The sequence below is a fragment of the Pseudomonas sp. S31 genome (assembly GCF_016648105.1).
Classification (GTDB): Bacteria; Pseudomonadota; Gammaproteobacteria; order Pseudomonadales; family Pseudomonadaceae; genus Aquipseudomonas.
In genome coordinates this window covers 1-20,008 of the sequence record NZ_JACVVE010000021.1, presented here as the reverse complement: position 1 = coordinate 20,008, position 20,008 = coordinate 1, and the positions used below count along the sequence as shown (strand labels likewise).

The window sequence follows — 20,008 nt, the reverse complement described above, 5'->3', positions numbered from 1 at the left end:
TACGCTACTGGCGTCAGTTCAGCGCCTCGCGGCTGTGCTGGCCGTCGACCAGGCGTTGCAGGCCCAGCGGGTTGGCATTCTTCAGCGCATCGGGAAGCAGCGCGTCCGGGTAGTCCTGGTAGCACACCGGGCGCAGGAAGCGGTCGATGGCCAGGGTGCCGACCGAGGTGCCGCGGGCATCGGAGGTCGCCGGATAAGGCCCGCCGTGGACCATCGCATCGCACACCTCGACACCGGTCGGGTAGCCATTGACCAACAGCCGTCCGGCCTTGCGCTGGAGCACCGGCACCAGGGCGGCGAAGCGCTGGAAGTCCTCGGGCTCGGCGATCAGGGTGGCGGTCAGTTGCCCGTGCAACGCTTCCAGCGCGCGGCGCAGCTCGGCTTCGTCAGCCACTTCGACGACCACCGTGGTGGGGCCGAAGACTTCTTCCTGGAGCAGTTCGTCGCCATTGAGCAGCAGGCTGACATCGGCCTGGAACAACTGCGCCTGGGCTAGGTCGCCGGCCTGTTCGGCACCGGCCAGGTGACGCACGCCGGGGTGCTGGTGCAAGCGCTGCACGCCGCTGGCATAGCTGCGCAGGGTGCCGGCGTTGAGCATGGTCTGCCCGGCTTGATCGCCCAATTGCGCGGCCAATGCGGCGACGAAGGCGCTGAACGCTTCGCCGGCGATGCCGATGACCAAGCCTGGATTGGTGCAGAACTGCCCGCAACCGAGCACCACCGAGGCGGCCAGCTCCTTGGCCACCTGCTCGCCGCGAGCCTGCAACGCCCCAGGCAACACCAGCACGGGATTGATGCTGCTCATCTCGGCGAACACCGGAATCGGCTGCGGGCGCGCCGCAGCCAAGTCGCACAGGGCACGGCCACCCTTGAGCGAACCGGTGAAACCCACCGCCTGGATCGCCGGATGGCGCACCAGCGCTTCGCCGACACCGGCGCCGTAGATCATGTTGAACACCCCGGCAGGCATGCCGGTGGCCACGGCGGCCCGCTCGATGGCCTCGGCCACCTGCTCGGCAGTCGCCATATGGCCACTGTGCGCCTTGACCACGACCGGGCAGCCGGCAGCCAGGGCTGCGGCGGTATCACCGCCAGCCGTGGAGAAGGCCAGCGGGAAGTTGCTGGCGCCGAACACCGCCACCGGCCCGACGCCGGTGCGGTACTGACGCAGATCCGGGCGCGGCAAGGGCTGGCGCTGCGGCTGCGCGCGGTCGATGCGCGCCCCCAGGTAGTCGCCACGGCGCAGCACCTTGGCGTACAGGCGCATCTGGTTGCTGGTACGGCTACGCTCGCCCTGGATGCGCCCGGCCGGCAGTGCGGTCTCGCGGCACACGGTTTCGACGAAGGCGTCGCCCAGCGCGTCCAGCTGGTCGGCGATGGCATCGAGGAACTGCGCACGGCGCTCCGGCGCCAGGCCGTTGTATTCGGCGAACGCCGCGTCTGCGGCCTGCGCGGCGCCAGCCACCTCTTCAGGGGTGGCCTGGACGAAGGCCTGCGGCAGTGCCTCGCCGGTACGCGCATCGAGGCTCTGCAGACGCACAGTGCCGGCAGCGCTGCGCTTGCCGCCAATGAAGTTGCTTCCAGACATGGTTGACTCCTGTAGCTGAAGAAAAAGGCTCAGAGGCTTTTCACGACCCCGGGGCGGACCTGCTCGGGCGCGGCGGCGATACCGTTGCGCAGCGGCTGGCCGAAGGCATCGAGGCTGACCTCGAAGGTGTCGCCCGGCCGCGCCTGGATACCGTCGGCGAACGACAGCGTGGCGGTGCCGAAGTAGTGCACGTGGATATCGCCGGCGCGCAGGAACTGGTCGTACTTGAAGTGATGGAACTCAAGGTTCTCGAAGCTGTGGCACATGTTCTGCTCACCGGAGAGGAACGGCTTGCTCCACAGTTCCTGGCCATCACGCAGGATGCGGCTGGTGCCTTCCAGGTGCGCCGGTAGCGCGCCCAGGCGCAGCTCCGGGCCGAAGCTGCAGGCGCGCAGCTTGGAATGGGCCAGGTACAGGTAGTTGCGCCGCTCCATGACATGGTCGGAGAACTCGTTGCCCAGCGCGTAACCCAGACGATACGGCGTGCCGTCGGCACCGATCAGGTACAGGCCGACCAGTTCCGGCTCCTCGCCGGCATCTTCGGCGAAGGCCGGCAGCGGCAGGTCGGCGCCGGGGCGCACGACGATGCCGCCGTCGCCCTTGTAGAACCACTCCGGCTGCGCGCCCTCCTCGCCCGCTGGCGGCCGGCCGCCCTCCAGGCCCCACTGGAACATGCGCATGCTGTCGGTCACGGCCCCTTCGGCCTGCTGCTGGTGCATCTTGTCGCGGGTGGCGGCACTGCCCAGGTGGGTCAGGCCGGTGCCGGTGACCAGGCAGTGCGCCGGGTCCGGGTGGTCCAGCGGCGGCAACACGCGGCCTGCGGCCAGCAGCGCCAGGTAGTCGTGGCTTTCGCCCAGGCCTGCGGCCTGCACTTCGCTGGCCAGGTCGCGGCCGCTGGCGATGGCCTGCAGGGCCAGTTCACGGGTGCTGCTGGCGCCACGCACTTCCAGGGCGTGCTCGCCTTCCACCACGCCTACGCGGCGCTCGCTGGTGGCGGTTTCGAATTGGATCAATCGCATGCTTGTGCTCGCTTTTCGGTTGCGAAGATTAGCGGGAGGCCTCGGCCACCCGCGTGGAAGCCAGGCGCTGGCGGCGCTCCAGGCGGTTGTAGACGACGCCGGTGAGCAACAGCCCGAACAGCATCACCACGGCCAGGAAGTACAGGCCTGACGACAGCTGCCCGGTGTGCTCCTTGAGCGCGCCGATGCCGAATGGGCCCAGGTAGCCGCCGAGGTTGCCGATCGAGTTGATCAGGGCGATGCCCGCCGCGGCACTGGCCCCGGAGAAGAACCGGCCCGGCAGGGTCCAGAAGATCGCGGTGCAGGAGAACAGCGCGAACGCCACCAGGCACAAGGCCGCCAGCTGCATCCCCGGTACGGTTAGCCAGGCACTGAGGAACAGGCCGATGGCGCCCAGGGCGTACAGCAGGCCGAGGTGGCCGTAGCGGTCGTTGAGGCGGTCGGAACTGCGCGGGACGATCAGCAGGCCGATGATGCCGAACAGGTAAGGCACCGCCGAGACGAAGCCGGTGACCAGGTCACTGCCGCCGAACTGATGGATCAGCGTCGGCAGCCACAAGCCCAGGCCATAGATGCTCAAGGTCACCGGCAGATAGAACAGCGCCAGCAATAACACCCGGCCGTCCTTCAAGGCATGCAGCGGGTTGCCGTGGCGGGTCTGGCCGAACTCGCGCAGGTCGTTGGCCAATTGCTCCTGCAGCCAGCTGCGTTGCTCGTCGCTGAGCCAGCGCACCTTGGCCGGGCCGTCCGGCAGCAGGCGCAGGGTCGGCCAGGCCAGCAGCACCGCCGGAGTACCGATGCAGATGAACAGCCACTGCCAGCCATGCAGGCCATAGCTGCCGTCGAGCCCCAGCAGCGCGCCCGACAGCGGCCCGGTGACGAGCATCGCCAGCGGCTGCGAAAGGATGAAGAAACCGAGGATCTTGCCGCGATGGCGTACCGGGTACCACTGGGTGATGTAGTACAGCACGCCCGGGAAGAAGCCGGCCTCGGCCGCCCCCAGCAGGAAGCGCATCACGTAGAAGCCGTTGGGCCCGGTGACGAACGCCATGCCGATGGTGATCGCGCCCCAGGTCACCAGGATGCGGGCGAACCAGCGGCGTGCGCCGAAGCGGTCGAGCAACAGGTTGCTCGGCACCTCGAAGAGAAAGTAACCGATGAAGAAGAGCCCGGCGCCAAGGCCATAGGCTGCGTCACCGAGGCCGATATCGGCACCCATGTGCAGCTTGGCGAAGCCCACCGCCGAACGATCGACATAGGCCACCAGGTACAGCAGGACCAGAAAAGGGATGAGTTTCAGAGTGATCAGGCGGACGAGCCGCTGCTCCTGAATCATGGCGATGTCTCCAATTGTTCTTGTAATGGGCACAGCACCGGGCCGGGGCTTTTTGGCAGTCCTCTGACCTGGCCGAACGATCTTATAGTATTACTATTTAAAACAACAAGCCTTCACAGATACCATTTTAGGCGGTAGAGTCGACCTCATAACGACAAATAGTAATACCAATAAGGTGTCTCCCATGTCTGATAACAAAACCCCGCTGCGCTCCGCTCAATGGTTCGGCACCGCCGACAAGAACGGCTTCATGTACCGCAGCTGGATGAAGAACCAGGGCATCCCCGATCACGAGTTCCAGGGCAAGCCGATCATCGGCATCTGCAACACCTGGTCCGAGCTCACCCCGTGCAACGCCCACTTCCGCAAGATCGCCGAACACGTGAAAAAGGGTGTGCTGGAGGCCGGAGGCTTTCCGGTGGAGTTCCCGGTGTTCTCCAGCGGCGAGTCCAACCTGCGCCCCACTGCCATGCTCACCCGCAACCTGGCGAGCATGGATGTGGAAGAAGCCATTCGCGGCAACCCCGTGGACGCCGTGGTCCTGTTGACCGGCTGCGACAAGACCACCCCGGCGCTGCTGATGGGCGCCGCCAGCTGCGACGTGCCGGCCATCGTGGTCACCGGCGGGCCGATGCTCAACGGCAAGCACAAGGGCAAGGACATCGGCGCCGGGACCATCGTCTGGCAGATGCACGAGGCGTATAAGGCTGGCCAGATCGACCTCAACGAATTCCTCTCGGCCGAAGCCGGCATGTCGCGCTCGGCAGGCACCTGCAACACCATGGGCACCGCCTCGACCATGGCCTGCATGGCCGAAGCGCTGGGCACCTCGCTGCCGCACAACGCTGCCATTCCAGCCGTGGATGCGCGCCGCTACGTGCTGGCCCACCTCTCGGGCATGCGCATCGTCGACATGGTCCGCGAAGACCTGCGCCTGTCGAAGATCCTCACCCGCGAAGCGTTCGAGAACGCCATCCGCGTCAACGCCGCCATCGGTGGCTCGACCAACGCGGTGATCCACCTCAAGGCGATTGCCGGGCGCATCGGCGTCGACCTGCAGCTGGAAGACTGGACCCGCATCGGCCGCGGCACGCCGACCGTGGTCGACCTGCAACCGTCGGGGCGTTTCCTGATGGAAGAGTTCTACTATGCCGGTGGCCTTCCGGCAGTGATCCGCCGCCTGGGCGAACATGGCCTGCTGCCCAACCCGGCCGCCCTGACTGCCAACGGCAAGAGCCTGTGGGACAACTGCCAGGCCGCGCCGCTGTATGACGAAGAAGTCATCCGCCCGATCGACAAGCCGCTGGTGGCCGATGGCGGCATCTGCATCCTGCGCGGCAACCTGGCGCCCAAGGGCGCGGTGCTCAAGCCCTCGGCGGCGAGCCCGGCGCTGATGCAGCACCGCGGCCGCGCGGTGGTGTTCGAGAACTTCGAAGACTACAAGGCGCGCATCAACGACCCGGAGCTGGACGTGGACGCCAACTCGATCCTGGTGATGAAGTACTGCGGGCCCAAGGGCTACCCCGGCATGGCCGAGGTCGGCAACATGGGCCTGCCGGCGAAGCTGCTGGCCCAGGGCGTGACCGACATGGTGCGTATTTCCGATGCCCGCATGAGCGGCACCGCCTACGGCACCGTGGTCCTGCACGTGGCCCCAGAAGCGGCGGCCGGTGGGCCGTTGGCGGCGGTGCGCGAAGGTGACTGGATCGAGCTGGACTGCAAGGAAGGCCGGCTGAACCTGGAGGTTTCCGACGAGGAGCTGGCCGGCCGCCTGGCTGACCTGCAAGCGCCACCGCAGCTGATCAGTGGCGGCTATGCGAAGTTGTACCTGGACCACGTGATGCAGGCCGACGAAGGTTGCGACTTCGACTTCCTGGTCGGTTGCCGAGGCTCGGCGGTGCCCAAGCATTCGCATTGAGGCTGGCCTGCTGCCACAGGGTTCGCCGCCCCCAGGCAAACCGACATACCTGTAGGAGCGGGTTTACCCGCGAACCCGGCACTGCGGTGCATGGCACGGGCTTCGCCCGTGTTCGCGGGTGAACCCGCTCCTACAGGTTTCACGCCCCCTCCAAACTTGGGTGCGCGCGGACAAACCAGCGCCGCAGTGATGCTATGATGGCTGCCCCGCCCGAAGGATCGCCTCCGCCGCACATGAACTACCGCCAGCCCACCACGCGCAAGAGCATGCACGCCACCCTGGTCCAGGACCTCGGCCTGCAGATCGTTTCCGGCCAACTCGCACCCGGGCAGAAGCTGCCCTCCGAGGCCAGCCTGTGCGAAACCTACGCGATCAGCCGGCCGGTGTTCCGTGAAGCGATGCGTGCCCTCACCGCCAAGGGCCTGGTCGAAGCCCGCCCTCGGGTCGGTACCCAGGTGCGACCGCGCCATGACTGGCACATGCTCGATCCCGACGTGCTGCACTGGCTGATGCAAGTCACGCCCCAACAGGAATTCTTCAACACCCTGTCCAGCGTGCGCTGGGTCATCGAGCCGGCATCCGCAGCGCTGGCTGCCACCAACGCCACGGCCGAGGACATCGCCTCGATCGACGAGGCCTACCAGCGCATGGAGGCCGCACGCACCCACGAGGAGCGCCTGCAACCGGACCTGGACTTCCACGCCCGCATCGCCGACGCCACCCACAACGATCTGCTGGCGTACCTGTGCAATATGCTGTCGATGGCACTGCGCGAATCGGTGCGCTATTCCAACCAGCGCGCCAACTTCGACGAACTCGCCCTGCCCCGGCACAAGGCGATCCTCACCGCCATCCAGAACGGCGACGCGCTGGGTGCCCGGCATGCCTCGCTGGTCCAGTTGGAAGATGCGCGGGTGGCGTTGAGCAAGGTGCTGGGGCAGGATCCGATCGGCTGATCGGCGCCCTCACTCCGGCGCCGTCAATGGCAGCCCCAACTGCACTCGCCGCCGCAACCAAGGGCTGACGCGATAGCGCGGCTCCTGATACGCCTCATGCATCCCCTGCAAGATTTGCAGTATCAGCTCCGCTCCATGATGGTCGCCAAAGGCCAGCGGCCCATGCGGGTAGCCCAATGCCAACTGCACCGCGCGATCCAGGGTCTGCGGATCGGCGATACCCCGCTGGGCGATCTCGCAGCCCAGGTTGACGATGCTCGCCAGCACCCGCTGGGCGATAAACCCCGGCGAATCATTGATCACCTCCACCGCCACGCCATCGCCAGCCAAGGCGGTTCGTGCCTGAGCCAGTACCTCGGCGTCCAGCGCCGGCTGGCGCATCAATACCCGGCGGCGCTCGAACCCGGCGAAGGTCTCAAGCGCCAGCGTGCGCTGCGGCGGTAACAGCTTGCGAGCGATCAGCGTGCTGGCGTCCTCGCCCAGCGGGGTCACCAAGCAGATCGCCCGTTCGCTCGGCTGCGGGCCCTCCTCCAAGCACACCCCCGCCCGCCCAAGCACGCTGGCCACCTGCTCGCGCACCGACGGATCGCGGCTGTCCAGCCAGAACGGCCGAGTCAACGCCACCGCCGCGTCGGGCACAGGCTCAGGCGCTTGCTGCACGCCATCGACGTAGCGATAGAATCCCTGCCCGCTCTTGCGCCCGAGCAACCCTGCGGCCAGGCGTGGCGGAACCAAGGGGCTCGGGGCGTAGCGTGGGTCCTGGTAGAACTGGTGGTGCATCGACGCCATTACCGCATGCGACACGTCCAGCCCGACCAGGTCGAACAACTCGAACGGCCCCATGCGAAAGCCCAGGCAATCTTTCAGGATCCGATCGATCTGCGCCGGCGTGGCAATGCCCTCGGCCAGGATGCGCAAAGCTTCCGGGCCGTAGGCGCGACCCGCATGGTTGACCAGAAAACCCGGTGAGTCCGGTGTCACCGCCGCATAATGCCCAGCTCGCTCGGCCAGCCTGCTCAGACGCTCGATCACCTCCGGCGCCGTACGCTCGCCGCGCACCACCTCGACGATCTTCATCAACGGTACCGGATTGAAGAAATGAAAGCCGGCGACCCGTTCGGGATTCTGACAGCCACTGGCAATGGCGCCGATGGATAGCGACGACGTGTTGCTGGCCAGGACCGCATCGATGCCGCCCAGCGCCTCCAGCTGGCGAAACAGTGCCTGCTTGGCCTCCAATTGCTCGACGATCGCCTCGATCAGCAGGTCGCAACCCGCCAGGTCTGCCAGTGCCGGCGCTGCCTGCTGGCAGGCCAACGCCACGCCCAACGCCTCGGCATCGAGTTTGCCCTTGCTGGCCAGGCGCTCCAGTTGCTGGCGGTTGTAGGCCAGCGCCTGGCCGATGGCCTGCGCCCGGCTGTCGTGCAAGAGTACGGGGATACCAGCGCTGGCGAACAATTGGGCGATCCCCCGCCCCATCGCGCCACAGCCAATGATGCCGATTCGCTTGAATGGGTGCATACGAGCTCCTTCAGGCCGCCGACAACAGCGCGGCATAGGCTTGCAGGTGATGGTCGTCGTCACCCAACTGGTGGCTGAGCATCACCAGTCGCTTGGCATGGTGGGCCAACACGTACTCCCAGGTCATGCCGATGCCGCCATGCAACTGGATGGCCTGCTCGGCGATCATCCGCCCAGCGCGGGTGACGATGAACTTGGCGGCGCTCAGGCGCTGGCTGCGGGCCAGGCTGTCGGGCTGATCGGCGACGCAGGCGGCGAGGATCGCCATGGACGTGGCCATCTCCAGCTCGGCCTGCATGTCGGCCATGCGGTGCTGCAAGACCTGGAACTTGCCAATGGGCGCACCGAACTGCTTGCGCGTTTTCAAGTAGTCCAGGGTCAGCTCGCAGGCCACCTGCATGCTGCCGACCGCCTCAGCGCATTGCGCAGCGAGCGCCCGGCCCTGGTGGTAGCGCAGCACCGGCAAGGCCTCGCCGAGGGTGCCCAGCAATTCGCCGCAGGCACTTTCGAGCAGCACTTCGCACGCCCGCGGACCGTCGATGTTGGCATGCTCACGGCGCCTCACGCCCGGCCCGGACGGGTCGACGATGAACAGGCTGATACCCTGCTCGTCACGCTCGCCGCCCTGGGTGCGGGCACTGACCAACAAGCATGCGGCGCTGCCACCACCGAGCACTACGACCTTGCGCCCGGTCAGACGCCAGGCACCCTCGCGCAATTCGGCTCGGGTCCGCACATCCTCCAGGCAGTAATGGCTCTGCGCCTCTTCACAGGCAACCGCCAGTTGCGCCTGGCCGGCGACGACCTGTTCGAGCAAGGCCTGGTGCGATGCACCGTCGGCCAGTTGGGCGAGCAAGCCGCCGGCATGGATCTGCGAGCTCAGGTAAGGCTCCAGGCACAGGCCCCGCCCCAGCTCGGTCATCACCAGCATATTTTCCACGCCGCCACCGCCGAAACCGCCCCGCTCCTCACTGAACGGCACCGCGCACAGGCCCAGCTCGGCGAGCTGCTGCCAGAAGTCGGCGCCGTGGCCCAGAGAGCTGCGCGCGTATGCCTCGCGCCGCTCGAAAGTGTAGGTCTCGCGCACCAGGCGCGCGACGGTGTCCTTGAGCATCTGCTGCTCTTCGCTGAGTTTGAAGTCCATGCTGTGCCCCTTCAGAGTTCGAGAATCATCTTGGCGATGATGTTCTTCTGGATTTCATTGGAGCCGCCGTAGATCGACAGCTTGCGCAGGTTGAAGTACTGGCTGGCCGGCGCCGCGCTGTAGCTGGTGTGCAGCGGTTCGGCCGGCTCGCCCAGGGCCAGCTCGGCCTCGACGAAGGGCAGCGCGTGCACGCCCAGGGCCTTGCGCAGCAGATGGCTGATGGCCTGGCGGATCTCCGAGCCCTTGATCTTCAGGATCGAGCTCTGTGCACCCGGCACCCCACCGTCCTGGACCGCAGCAAGAATGCGCAGGGTGCTCATCTCGATGGCCAGCAGTTGCATCTCCAGTTCCGCCACCTGGGCGCGGAACAGTGGATCGTCGAGCAAGGGCCGACCGCCGCGAAGCTCGCTGGCCGCCACCTGCTTGAGGTGCGCCAGCGCCGCCTTGGAGCCGCCAATACCGGCCTGGCCGGTACGTTCGTGGGTCAGCAGGTACTTGGCGCAGGTCCAGCCCTGGTTCTCGTCGCCGACGCGGTTTTCCACCGGTACCCGCACGTTGTCGAAGAACACCTCGTTGACTTCATGCTCGCCTTCCAGCGTGATGATCGGGCGCACCGTGATACCCGGGCTGCGCATGTCGATCAAGAGGAAGCTGATACCGCGCTGGGCCTGGGCCTCGGGGTCGGTGCGCACCAGACAGAAGATCATGTCGGCATGCTGGCCGAGTGTGGTCCAGGTCTTCTGCCCGTTGACCACGTAGTGTTCGCCGTCGCGCACTGCGCGAGTCTTCAGGCTGGCCAGGTCCGAGCCGGCGCCCGGCTCGGAGTAACCCTGGCACCACCAGTCCTGGCCGTCGAGGATACGCGGCAGGTAATGGGCCTTCTGCTGCTCGCTGCCGAACTTGATGATCACCGGGGCGACCATGTTGACCCCGAAGGAGATCAGCCTGGGGGCACCCGCCGCGGCGCATTCTTCCTCGAAAATATGCCGCTGGACCACGTTCCAGCCAGTGCCGCCATGTTCCACCGGCCAGTTGGCAGCGTACCAGCCCCGCTTGGCGAGGATGCGCTGCCAACGCTGGTGGTCGGCCTTGTGCAGGTGCTTGCCCAAGCGCACCTTGGTAGCGATGTCAGCGGGCAGTTGGTCGACCAGGAACTGCCGAACCTGGTCGCGAAAAGCCAGCTCGCTGGCGGAGTAGTCGATGTCCATGAAGTTCTCCTCGAAAGTGGGGGGACGCGGCCTAGCCCGCGTTGCGGCTGGCCTTGGCCGCCTGGCGCTGGGCGAAGAACGTCGTGACCAGGGCCGCGCGCTCGGGCGATTGCATGCAGTCGAGAAACAGCGCGCGCTCGCGCTGCAGGCCTTCGGCCAATGGCAGGCAGGTAGCGGCCTCGACGGCGGCGATGCAGCGCAATGGGGCATAGGCGTCCGGGCGCTCGCGGCCTTCGCGCAGGCGCCGTTGCTGGAACAGCCCAGCGTCCACCGGTGCCACGCCCCGTTCCCCGCTGCGCCGAGGGCCAGCGTCTGCCGCCAACAGGCGCATGGCATGGCCAAGGCCAGCGGTTACCGGTTCTTCTTCGTCATCGAACAGCGCATCGACCAGCCCCGCGTCCAGGGCCTGTAACGCGTCGATCGGTTCACCGCCAACGATCATCTCCAAGGCCCGGGCCACCCCGACCAGGCGCGGCAGGCGCTGGGTCCCACCAGCGCCGGGCACTAGCCCCAGCTTGACCTCTGGCATGCCGAGGCGCGTGGTCTGGTGGGCGATGCGGTAATGGCAAGCCATCGCCACCTCCAGGCCGCCACCCAGCACCGAGCCGTGCAGGGCTGCCAGCACCGGCTTGCTGCACGCCTCAATGGCTTGGGTCAGCTCAGGCAGGGTCGGCGCCTGGGACGGCTGGCCGAATTCGCGGATGTCGGCACCGGCGATGAAGGTGCGCCCGGAGCAATGCAACAGCAGCATGCGCACCCCGGGGTTGGCCTCGGCCTCGCGCAGAGCCTGTAGCAGCCCGGCGCGCACGGCATGGCCAAGGGCATTGACCGGCGGGCTGTAGACCCGGATCAGCGCCAGTTGGTCGATCAGCGTCAGTTTCACGGGAGAGGACATGAGCAGCTCCTGCAAGCGATGAGTGAAAAGATGGCCGCCTCAGCGATGGCGCCAGACCGGGACGCGCTTCTGGGTGAATGCCTGCATGCCTTCCTTCTGGTCGGCACTGGCGAAGCTGGCGTGCAGCAGCCGGCGCTCGTAGAGCACCCCTTCGGCCAGGGTGGTCTCGAAGGCGCGGTTGACCGCTTCCTTGTTCAGCTTGACCGCCAGCGCCGAGTGGCTGGCGATCTCATGCGCTACTTCCAGGGCCACATCGAGCAGCTGCGCGGCGGGTACCACGCGGCTCAGCAACCCGGCCCGCTCGGCCTCGGTTACATCCATGAAACGCCCGGTCAGGCACAGATCCATGGCCCGGGCCTTGCCGATGGCGCGGGTCAGGCGTTGCGTGCCGCCCGCGCCCGGCAGGGTACCGACACGCACTTCCGGCTGGCCGAAACGGGCGTTGTCGGCGGCGATGATCAGGTCGCACATCATCGCCAACTCACAGCCGCCGCCCAGCGCCAGCCCGGCCACTGCCGCGATCACCGGCTTGCGGCACCGGCATACCTGCTCCCAGTTGGCGGTGATGAACTCGTCCATGTAGGCATCGGCGAAGCCCTGCCCCTGGATTTCGCCGATATCGGCACCGGCGGCGAAGGCCTTGGCGTTGCCGGTGATCACCATCGCCCGCGTTGCCGGGTCGCGTTCGAAGGCGCGCAGCGCCTCGCCCAGCTCGGTCATCAAGGCATTGTTCAAGGCATTGAGCACAGCGGGCCGGTTCAGGCGGATCAGCCCGACCGGTCCGTGTTGCTCGACGAGGATGTTGTCATGGACCACGGCGTACTCCTCTTTGATTGACAGCGATGCACGCGACGACGGGCACCACACTCGGATCGAGTCTATGCCAGCGCAAAAGATAAAGACAATATGTTGACATAATAATTTTCACGAGCGTATTGTCTCCCCATCGCCAACGGCAGCGCGGTTGTCGACAACGCCACGTATCAATCACTGGTACAGTCAATGAAAACAACAATAAAACCGCTTCTGGAACGTCGCTCTCCTTCACCGAGAATCGCCGACTGTAAAGACAACATCATTACAGATTACTGGGACTCAGGCTTGGCCGAAGCAGCACAGCGCACCGCGCTGGTGGCCTACCGCGTGGGCGACGGCCAGCGCATCGAGCTGAGCCGCGAGGCGCTCGATCGCCATGTCACCCGCATTGCCCTGGGGCTTGCGTCACTGGGGGTGGACAAAGCCGACGTGGTGTCGTGCCAGCTGCCCAACTGGTGGCAGATGTTCGCCCTGCACCTGGCCTGCGTTCGCATTGGCGCGGTGCTCAACCCGCTGATGCCGATCTTCCGCGAGCGCGAACTGCGCTTCATTCTCGAACATGCGCAAAGCCGGGTATTGGTCGTTCCGCACAGCTTCCGCGGCTTCGATTACCAGGCCATGGCCAATGCCCTGCGCCCGTCGTTGCCGAGCCTGGAGCATGTACTGACGATCGGCGGTGACGACAGCTTCAGCCGCCGCCTGCTCGACCACCCCTGGGAACAGCAGGTCGATGCCCAGGCTCTGTTCAGCGAGCGCCGGCCGCATGCCGACGATATCGTCCAGCTGCTCTACACCTCCGGCACCACGGGCGAACCCAAGGGCGTGCTGCACAGCTCCAATACCCTGTTCGCCAACATCCGCCCCTACGCCGAGCGCTTGCACCTGGGGCGCGATGACGTGGTGTTCATGGCCTCCCCTATGGCCCACCAGACCGGCTTCCTGTATGGCCTGATGATGCCTGTCTACCTACAGGCTCCCGCCGTGCTGCAGGATGTCTGGGACCCGCGCTTCGCCGCACAGGTGGCGGCAGCCGAGCGCCCGACGTTCACCATGGCATCGACGCCGTTCCTCGCTGACCTGGTGGACATCGCCGCCGAGCAGGGCGAAGCGCTCGCCTCACTGCGGGTATTCGCCGCCGCCGGCGCACCGATCCCCAGCATTCTGGTGGCAAAGGCCAGCCAAGCCATGGGCGCACAAGTGGTGTCGGCCTGGGGCATGAGCGAGACCGGCGCAGTGACCATGACTTTCCCCGACGACCCGACCGAACGCGCCATCCACACCGACGGCTGCGCGCTGCCCGACATGCAGGTGCGCGTGCTCGACGACCACGGCCAGCCCGTGCCGGCCGGTGTCGAAGGCCACCTGCAGGTGCGCGGCGCCAGCCTGTTCCTCGGCTACCTCAAGCGCCCGGAGTGGTACACCGTGGACCGCGAAGGCTGGTTCGACACCGGTGACCTGGCGCAGATGGACGCGCACGGCTACATCCGCATCACCGGGCGCACCAAGGACGTGGTGATCCGCGGTGGCGAGAACATCCCGGTGGTGGAGATCGAGAACCTCATCTACACCCACCCCGCCGTCACCTCGGTGGCCCTGGTCGGCTGCCCCGATGAGCGCCTGGGCGAGCGGGTGTGCGCCTACGTCACTCTGCACGAGGGCGAGCCTGGGCTGGGCCTGGCCGAACTGGTCGCCTTCCTGCTCGAACACCAACTGAGCAAGAACTACCTGCCCGAATACCTCGAGGTGCTGCCGGCGCTGCCGCGCACCCCCTCCGGAAAGATCCAGAAGTTCAAGCTGCGCGAACTGGCCCGCGACATCCGCCTGGGCCGTGCCAACGCAGCCAGCAATCCACCTTCAAGCGCGAACGACAAGAGGATGACCCCATGAAAGGCCTGCAGGGTAAAACCGTGATCATCACCGGCGGTGGCGGCGGCATCGGCCGCGCCGTGTGCCAGCGCTTCGCCGAGGAAGGCAGCCGGGTGGCCGTGCTCGACCGCGACGCCGCTGCGGCCCAGACCACCGTCGACCTGATCCTCGAACAAGGCGGCCAGGCCAAGGCCTATGCTGCGGACATCACCGACTATGCGGCGATCGCCACCACCGTGGCTGGCATCGAAAGCGACCTGGGCGTACCCACCGTGCTGGTCAACAACGCAGGCTTCGACCGCTTCCTGCCGTTCCTCAAGACCGAACCGCAGCAGTGGCAGCAACTGATCGACATCAACCTCACCGGCGCCCTGAACATGCACCACGTGGTGCTGCCGAAAATGCTCGAGGCCGGTGGCGGCAAGGTCATCAACGTCGCCTCGGACGCCGCCCGTGTCGGCTCCTCCGGCGAAGCCGTGTATGCCGCCTGCAAGGCCGGGCTGGTGGGCTTGTCGAAAACCCTGGCGCGGGAACTTGCGACCAAGAACGTCAACTTCAACGTGGTCTGCCCAGGGCCTACCGACACCGCGCTGCTCAAGAGCGTGGCCGCCACCTCCAACAACCCGGACAAGCTCCTGGAGGCGTTCCGCAACGCCGTGCCCATGCGCCGCCTGGGCCAACCGGAGGACTACCCGGGGATCATCGCGCTGCTCGCCAGCGACGACGCCAACTTCATCACCGGCCAGGTCATCAGCGTATCCGGCGGCCTGACGATGGCCGGCTGATCCCCCTTACCTTTCCCAGGAGCATCGACATGAACTACGAAGACATCCTCTACGAAGAAAAAGACGGCGTCGCCACCATCACCATCAACCGGCCCGAGCGCTACAACGCCTTCCGTGGCCAGACCTGCATGGAGCTGATCGATGCCTTCAACCGCGCGGGCTGGAACAAGGCCATCGGCGTGATCGTGTTCACCGGGGCCGGTGACAAGGCGTTCTGCACCGGCGGCGACCAGGGCGCCCACGAGGGCCAGTACGATGGCCGCGGCCTGATCGGCCTACCAGTCGAGGAGCTGCAGGGGCTGATCCGTGCGGTGCCCAAGCCGGTGATCGCCCGGGTCAACGGTTTCGCCATCGGTGGCGGCCATGTGTTGCACGTGGTCTGCGACCTGTCGATCGCCTCGGAGCAGGCCATCTTCGGCCAGGTTGGGCCCAAGGTCGGTTCGGTCGACCCCGGCTTCGGCACCGCCTACCTATCGCGCCTGATCGGCGAAAAGCGCGCCCGCGAGATCTGGTACCTGTGCCGCAAGTACAGCGCTCGAGAAGCTCTGGAGTGGGGTCTGGTGAATGCCGTGGTGCCCCATGAGCAACTGGACGCCGAAGTGCAAAAGTGGTGCGACGAGATCCTCGAGAAGAGCCCGACCGCCCTGTCCATCGCCAAGCGCTCGTTCAATGCCGACAGCGAGAACATCGCCGGCATCGGCGGCCTCGGCATGCAGGCACTGAGCCTGTACTACGAGACCGAGGAATCGCGCGAGGGCGTGGCCGCCTTCAAGGAAAAGCGCAAACCGGATTTCCGCAAGTTCTACCAATAAACCCCTGCGCCGCCCGCCCAGGGCGGCGTCCCAGTGCCAGCGGGTCAGGAGACACACATGAACTTCGCCTTCACCGAACAACAGAACGCCATCCGCGAAAGCGTCGCCCGCTTCAGCAGCGAAGTGCTCGCCCCCGGCTATCGGCAGCGCGACCGCGACGGTCGCATCGAACGCTCGACCATCACCCAGCTCGGCGACATGGGCCTGCTCGGAGGTGAACTCGACGAAGCCTATGGCGGCAGCGGACTGGACTGCGTGACCGCCGGGATCATCATCGAGGAGCTGGCACGCGGCGATTTCAATGTCGCCTACATCCCATTGCTGGCCTCGCTCAATGGCCAGATCATCACCCAGCATGCCGACCCCGAACTGGCCCACCACTGGCTGGGCGAGATCAACGCCGGGCGCAAGGTGGTGTGCATCGCCCTGACCGAGCCCAGTGGCGGCTCCGACGCCGCCAGCCTACGGCTGAAAGCCGAACGCCACGGCGAGCACTATGTGCTCAATGGTGAAAAGACCTCGATCTCGATGGCCGACCAGGCCGACGTCGCCGTGGTGTTCGCCCGCACCGGCACCGTCGAGCAACGCGCCAGCGGCATCAGCGCCTTCCTCGTACCCATGGACCTGCCGGGCATCAGCACCACCCGCTTCGATGACGCCGGCGAGCGCGCCATCGGCCGCGGCTCGATCTTCTTCGACAATGTGCGGGTGCCGCTGAACCATCGCATGGGCGAGGAAGGCAAGGGTTTCAAGCAGGTGATGCAGGGCTTCGACTACAGCCGTGCGCTGATCGGCCTGCAGTGCCTGGCGCTGGCCCAGCAGTCACTCGACGAGACCTGGCAGTGGCTGACCGAGCGCCAGGCCTTCGGCCAGAGCCTCAATGCCTTCCAGGGCCTCACCCACCCGCTGGCCGAACTGCAGACCTACGTGCATGCCGCACGCCTGCAGTGCTACTACTCGTTGTGGCTTAAGGACAACAATCTGCCGCACAATGCCGAGGCGGCGATGAACAAGTGGTGGGGGCCGAAGCTGGCGTTCGATGTGGTCAAGCAGTGCCTGCTGGCCCACGGGCACACCGGCTATGGCGAAGACCTGCCGTTTGCCCAGCGCCTGCGCGATGTCCTCGGCTTGCAGATCGGTGATGGCACCGCGCAGATCATGAAGAATATCATCGCCCGTGAACTGACCCCCAAGTAACCCCTGCGCCCCTTGTGGCAGCGCAGCCGTTAGCCGATCGGAGAAGGAGCAGCAATGACCACCAACGAGGCGAAGAGCATCCCTAACCGGTTGTTCTTCCGGCTCTTCCAGACCGGAAACACCCTGCAGCGCCAGGTCCAGAGCGAGTTCGGCATCAGCACCGTGCAATGGGCGGTGCTCGGCGCGCTGTCTCGCGAGGGCGCCGAACAGGGTGTCTCGTTCAACCAACTGACCGAGTACCTGGTGGTCAGCCGCCAGAACCTGGACGGCGTGCTCAAGCGCCTGGAGCGCGACAACCATGTGGTGCGCGTGCCGCACCCGGACGATGGCCGCGCCCGCCTGGTGCTGCTGACCGCCTCCGGCCTACGCTTCTGGCAATCGTTGCAGGCGCGTATCTACGAGTTCTATGGCCAGGCCTTGCAGGGCTTCAGTTTCGACGACACGGTCAGCCTGCTGCATCTGCTCAACAAGCTCAACACCGACCTGTGCAAGGTCGACCTGGGCGGCGACCGCCTGCCCTCCAGCGAGGAAGACTGAAAAACAGCCCGTGATGCCCCGGCGATGCGGCCGGGCAAGTGGCGGCTGATGACGCCCAATTACGTCAATATATTTACTCGTAAAATCAGGAGCCAGACCCTCCATACCAACCGTCGATCACAACCTTATGATTTCACGCATCTGTTTATCCACCCTCGCAATAACAAAAACAATTACAGGTAAACATAATGCCGCACTTCATGACCTTACCTTCAAGGCACCTGCCCCTGCTCGCCGCCCTGCTCAGCCCCGGCCTCGCCACTGCCGCTTTCGTCGACGACAGCCATCTGCGCCTGGAACTGCGCAATTTCTACATGAACCGCGACTTCCGCGACGCCGGACAGCCCGACACCCCGCGCCACGACGGCAAGAGCCAGAACAAGGCCGAAGACTGGACCCAGGGGTTGCTGTTGCGCGCACAGTCGGGGTTCACCGAAGGCACCGTCGGTTTTGGCGTCGACGCCCTGGGGCTGGTAGGGATCAAACTTGACTCAGGCAGCGGCACCAGCGGCACCGGCGCCCTGCGCCGCGACCCGCTGAGCGGTAGCCCCGCCGACGAGTTCAGTTTCCTCGGCATGACCGGCAAGGCGCGCATCGGCAAGACGGTGCTGACGGTCGGCGATCACGAACCGGCACTGCCGGTGGTGGTGCGCAACGATACGCGCCTGCTGCCGCAGACCTACCAGGGCGCCCAGTTGCAGTCCAACGACATCGACGACCTGACGCTGATCGGTGGCCAGTTCCGCCAGATGCACCAGCGGGACTCGAGCAACTACGAAGACATCGTGATGTCCGCCGACGGTTCTACCGGCGGCAAACCCTCCGATCGCTTCAACTACGCAGGCGCGGTATACAACTTCAACCCGAGACTCACCGGCACCTTGTACCGCGCCGAACTCAAGGACAACTACCAACAGAACATCGCCGACCTGGTCTACACCCTGCCGCTGGGAGGCGATCGCAAGCTCAAGACCGACCTGCGCCTGTTCGACAGTGACAGTCGCGGGCGCACCACGGTGGACAACCGTTTGCGCGCCGCCATGGTCACCTACTCCAGCGCCGGTCACTCGCTGGGCCTGGCGTACCAACGGCAGAGCGGCGACACCGGTTTGCCGTTCTTGCTGGTCGCCGACCCTGGGCCTTCAACAACGGCACCTACCAACCTTTCGTGCGCGCCGACGAAGACAGCTGGCAGCTGCGCTATGACTACAATTTCGCGGCAATGGGCCTCCCCGGCCTGACCTTGATGGCCCGCTACATCCGCGCCGACGATTTCCAGATCCGCAGCCAGGCGGCGAGCGAACGCGAGCGCGACATCGACCTGGGCTACGTGATCCAGAGCGGTCCCCTAGCGGGGCTGGGCTTTCGGCTGCGCAACGTTATGTACCGCGGTAGCGACACCACCGACGTGGACGAGAACCGAGTGTTGATCACCTACACCTTCAACATCTGGTAACCACGCCGACGCCGATCAGTCATCCGGATCGAAGCGCTTCACGGCCCTGGTCAACCGAGGCCATTGCCCACTCAGGTGTACCACACTCGGACCAACCCAGGTATCCTGGCCCCCTCTAGAGCAAGCCTTCCAGGATGGTGACCATGACCCGGCCCTTTCTGTTTCTGACTGCGGCCCTGCTGTCGAGCCCTGCGCTGCACGCCCAACAGATGCAGCGCGAACTGGGCGACTTCGATTTCACCCTGGGTACCACACCGTCGCGCAGCATGGCCCAGGGGCTGATCTCGCCCAGCGCGGTCGGCGCCTTCCACGGTGGCCTCGACCTCAGTCACGCCAGCGGCTGGTACGTCGGCCAGTACGCCCCGAGCATGGGCGTCACGCCCGATTCGACCCTGCGCCTGGACAGCTACCTGGGCTACAAGCACCATTTCGACGACACCCTGGGTTATGAAGTGGGCCTGATCCACTACAGCCAACCGAACATCGCCGGGCCTGACAGCTACGCGCTGTACGGCGGCATCTCGGTGCTCGGCAGCCGCTTCGGCGGCGCTCTGCGCGACAATCCCGACAACCGCACCGGCACCCTGTTCGCCGATTTCGGGCACCTGCCGCTGCTGGATGTGGATCTGACCGTCAAACTGGCCCACCACCAGCTCGGCACGCCGTTCACCATCGGCGACGGCAGCCAGGTCAACGGCTTTTCCGACTGGTCGCTGCAGCTCTCGCGGCCCTGGCTGGGGCTGGACCTGGACCTGATCTACAGCAACTCCGACCTCAGCGGCGGTGGCTGCGAGGCCTATGCCGGGATCAATACCTATTGCGAAAGCGTGGTGACCCTCAAGGCTCAGCGTAGTTTCTTCTAGGTTTGCGGGTGTGAGGCTTGAGAGTTGCAGGGGGCGGAGATCGAGCGCCGCGCGGGCGGCGCTCGATCTAAGCCCCATCCCCCCCTAAAGC

The 20,008-nt window shown here is 66.0% G+C and carries 16 protein-coding genes and 1 pseudogene; 9 read left to right on the top strand and 8 right to left on the bottom strand.

Annotation, left to right across the window (positions count from 1 at the left end; all coding sequences use genetic code 11):
* Positions 1-13 precede the first annotated feature (13 nt).
* The 3 genes from IAE37_RS16335 to IAE37_RS16325 are packed head-to-tail and all read right to left on the bottom strand — an operon-like array spanning position 14 to position 3,943.
* Positions 14-1,588: an aldehyde dehydrogenase (NADP(+)) gene (locus IAE37_RS16335; protein ID WP_201175209.1), complete on the bottom strand. Its 1,575-nt coding sequence runs from the start codon at positions 1,586-1,588 to the stop codon at positions 14-16.
* Between the two features lie 29 nt (positions 1,589-1,617).
* The gene (gene araD1 / locus IAE37_RS16330) at positions 1,618-2,607 is read right to left on the bottom strand and encodes an AraD1 family protein (protein WP_201175208.1); all 990 of its coding nucleotides are present in this window, start codon (positions 2,605-2,607) and stop codon (positions 1,618-1,620) included.
* 28 nt (positions 2,608-2,635) lie between these two features.
* Entirely contained in the window at positions 2,636-3,943 is a 1,308-nt protein-coding gene (locus tag IAE37_RS16325) for an MFS transporter (RefSeq protein WP_201175205.1), read from the bottom strand.
* A gap of 184 nt (positions 3,944-4,127) precedes the next feature.
* On the opposite strand from IAE37_RS16325, the gene IAE37_RS16320 reads away from it, so the two are divergent.
* Positions 4,128-5,861 carry an IlvD/Edd family dehydratase gene (locus IAE37_RS16320; RefSeq protein WP_201175203.1) on the top strand — a complete coding sequence of 578 codons (1,734 nt, stop codon included), beginning with the start codon at positions 4,128-4,130 and terminating at the stop codon, positions 5,859-5,861.
* Positions 5,862-6,094: 233 nt separating this feature from the next.
* The gene (locus tag IAE37_RS16315; RefSeq protein ID WP_201175200.1) at positions 6,095-6,817 is read left to right on the top strand and encodes a FadR/GntR family transcriptional regulator; all 723 of its coding nucleotides are present in this window, start codon (positions 6,095-6,097) and stop codon (positions 6,815-6,817) included.
* 9 nt (positions 6,818-6,826) lie between these two features.
* Here the strand turns inward: IAE37_RS16315 and IAE37_RS16310 are convergent, their stop codons facing one another.
* The 5 genes from IAE37_RS16310 to IAE37_RS16290 are packed head-to-tail and all read right to left on the bottom strand — an operon-like array spanning position 6,827 to position 12,401.
* Complete coding sequence (locus IAE37_RS16310; protein ID WP_201175198.1) at positions 6,827-8,338, bottom strand: 3-hydroxyacyl-CoA dehydrogenase; 1,512 nt, start codon at positions 8,336-8,338, stop codon at positions 6,827-6,829.
* A 10-nt stretch (positions 8,339-8,348) separates the two neighbouring features.
* Entirely contained in the window at positions 8,349-9,482 is a 1,134-nt protein-coding gene (locus tag IAE37_RS16305) for an acyl-CoA dehydrogenase family protein (protein WP_201175197.1), read from the bottom strand.
* Positions 9,483-9,493: 11 nt separating this feature from the next.
* Positions 9,494-10,690: an acyl-CoA dehydrogenase family protein gene (locus tag IAE37_RS16300; RefSeq protein WP_201175196.1), complete on the bottom strand. Its 1,197-nt coding sequence runs from the start codon at positions 10,688-10,690 to the stop codon at positions 9,494-9,496.
* Between the two features lie 31 nt (positions 10,691-10,721).
* The gene (locus IAE37_RS16295) at positions 10,722-11,585 is read right to left on the bottom strand and encodes an enoyl-CoA hydratase-related protein (protein WP_201175194.1); all 864 of its coding nucleotides are present in this window, start codon (positions 11,583-11,585) and stop codon (positions 10,722-10,724) included.
* A 39-nt stretch (positions 11,586-11,624) separates the two neighbouring features.
* Positions 11,625-12,401: an enoyl-CoA hydratase gene (locus tag IAE37_RS16290; RefSeq protein ID WP_201175192.1), complete on the bottom strand. Its 777-nt coding sequence runs from the start codon at positions 12,399-12,401 to the stop codon at positions 11,625-11,627.
* 285 nt (positions 12,402-12,686) lie between these two features.
* On the opposite strand from IAE37_RS16290, the gene IAE37_RS16285 reads away from it, so the two are divergent.
* From IAE37_RS16285 to IAE37_RS16255, 7 genes and pseudogenes are all read left to right on the top strand, one after another.
* Positions 12,687-14,288 carry an AMP-binding protein gene (locus tag IAE37_RS16285; RefSeq protein ID WP_236410004.1) on the top strand — a complete coding sequence of 534 codons (1,602 nt, stop codon included), beginning with the start codon at positions 12,687-12,689 and terminating at the stop codon, positions 14,286-14,288.
* Positions 14,285-15,052, top strand: a complete 768-nt coding sequence (locus IAE37_RS16280) for an SDR family NAD(P)-dependent oxidoreductase (protein WP_201175188.1) — start codon at positions 14,285-14,287, stop codon at positions 15,050-15,052. The genes IAE37_RS16285 and IAE37_RS16280 overlap by 4 nt, the downstream gene beginning before the upstream one ends.
* Positions 15,053-15,081: 29 nt before the next feature.
* Positions 15,082-15,864 carry a 2-ketocyclohexanecarboxyl-CoA hydrolase gene (badI, locus tag IAE37_RS16275; protein WP_201175186.1) on the top strand — a complete coding sequence of 261 codons (783 nt, stop codon included), beginning with the start codon at positions 15,082-15,084 and terminating at the stop codon, positions 15,862-15,864.
* 57 nt (positions 15,865-15,921) lie between these two features.
* Positions 15,922-17,061, top strand: coding sequence for a cyclohexanecarboxyl-CoA dehydrogenase (gene aliB / locus IAE37_RS16270; protein ID WP_201175185.1), 1,140 nt, complete (start codon positions 15,922-15,924; stop codon positions 17,059-17,061).
* Positions 17,062-17,115: 54 nt separating this feature from the next.
* Positions 17,116-17,598, top strand: a complete 483-nt coding sequence (locus tag IAE37_RS16265; RefSeq protein WP_201175184.1) for a MarR family winged helix-turn-helix transcriptional regulator — start codon at positions 17,116-17,118, stop codon at positions 17,596-17,598.
* 188 nt (positions 17,599-17,786) lie between these two features.
* Positions 17,787-19,054, top strand: a pseudogene (locus tag IAE37_RS16260) (OprD family porin).
* A 143-nt stretch (positions 19,055-19,197) separates the two neighbouring features.
* Positions 19,198-19,917: a TorF family putative porin gene (locus tag IAE37_RS16255; RefSeq protein ID WP_201175183.1), complete on the top strand. Its 720-nt coding sequence runs from the start codon at positions 19,198-19,200 to the stop codon at positions 19,915-19,917.
* Positions 19,918-20,008: the final 91 nt, after the last annotated feature.

Coding starts and splice junctions, on each gene's coding strand:
- IAE37_RS16315 (WP_201175200.1), top strand. CDS start 6,095: ATGAACTACCGCCAGCCCACCACGCGCAAGAGCATGCACGCCACCCTG.
- IAE37_RS16325 (WP_201175205.1), bottom strand. CDS start 3,943: ATGATTCAGGAGCAGCGGCTCGTCCGCCTGATCACTCTGAAACTCATC.
- IAE37_RS16295 (WP_201175194.1), bottom strand. CDS start 11,585: ATGTCCTCTCCCGTGAAACTGACGCTGATCGACCAACTGGCGCTGATC.
- aliB (WP_201175185.1), top strand. CDS start 15,922: ATGAACTTCGCCTTCACCGAACAACAGAACGCCATCCGCGAAAGCGTC.
- IAE37_RS16255 (WP_201175183.1), top strand. CDS start 19,198: ATGACCCGGCCCTTTCTGTTTCTGACTGCGGCCCTGCTGTCGAGCCCT.
- IAE37_RS16280 (WP_201175188.1), top strand. CDS start 14,285: ATGAAAGGCCTGCAGGGTAAAACCGTGATCATCACCGGCGGTGGCGGC.
- IAE37_RS16335 (WP_201175209.1), bottom strand. CDS start 1,588: ATGTCTGGAAGCAACTTCATTGGCGGCAAGCGCAGCGCTGCCGGCACT.
- araD1 (WP_201175208.1), bottom strand. CDS start 2,607: ATGCGATTGATCCAATTCGAAACCGCCACCAGCGAGCGCCGCGTAGGC.
- IAE37_RS16310 (WP_201175198.1), bottom strand. CDS start 8,338: ATGCACCCATTCAAGCGAATCGGCATCATTGGCTGTGGCGCGATGGGG.
- IAE37_RS16300 (WP_201175196.1), bottom strand. CDS start 10,690: ATGGACATCGACTACTCCGCCAGCGAGCTGGCTTTTCGCGACCAGGTT.
- IAE37_RS16320 (WP_201175203.1), top strand. CDS start 4,128: ATGTCTGATAACAAAACCCCGCTGCGCTCCGCTCAATGGTTCGGCACC.
- IAE37_RS16305 (WP_201175197.1), bottom strand. CDS start 9,482: ATGGACTTCAAACTCAGCGAAGAGCAGCAGATGCTCAAGGACACCGTC.
- IAE37_RS16265 (WP_201175184.1), top strand. CDS start 17,116: ATGACCACCAACGAGGCGAAGAGCATCCCTAACCGGTTGTTCTTCCGG.
- badI (WP_201175186.1), top strand. CDS start 15,082: ATGAACTACGAAGACATCCTCTACGAAGAAAAAGACGGCGTCGCCACC.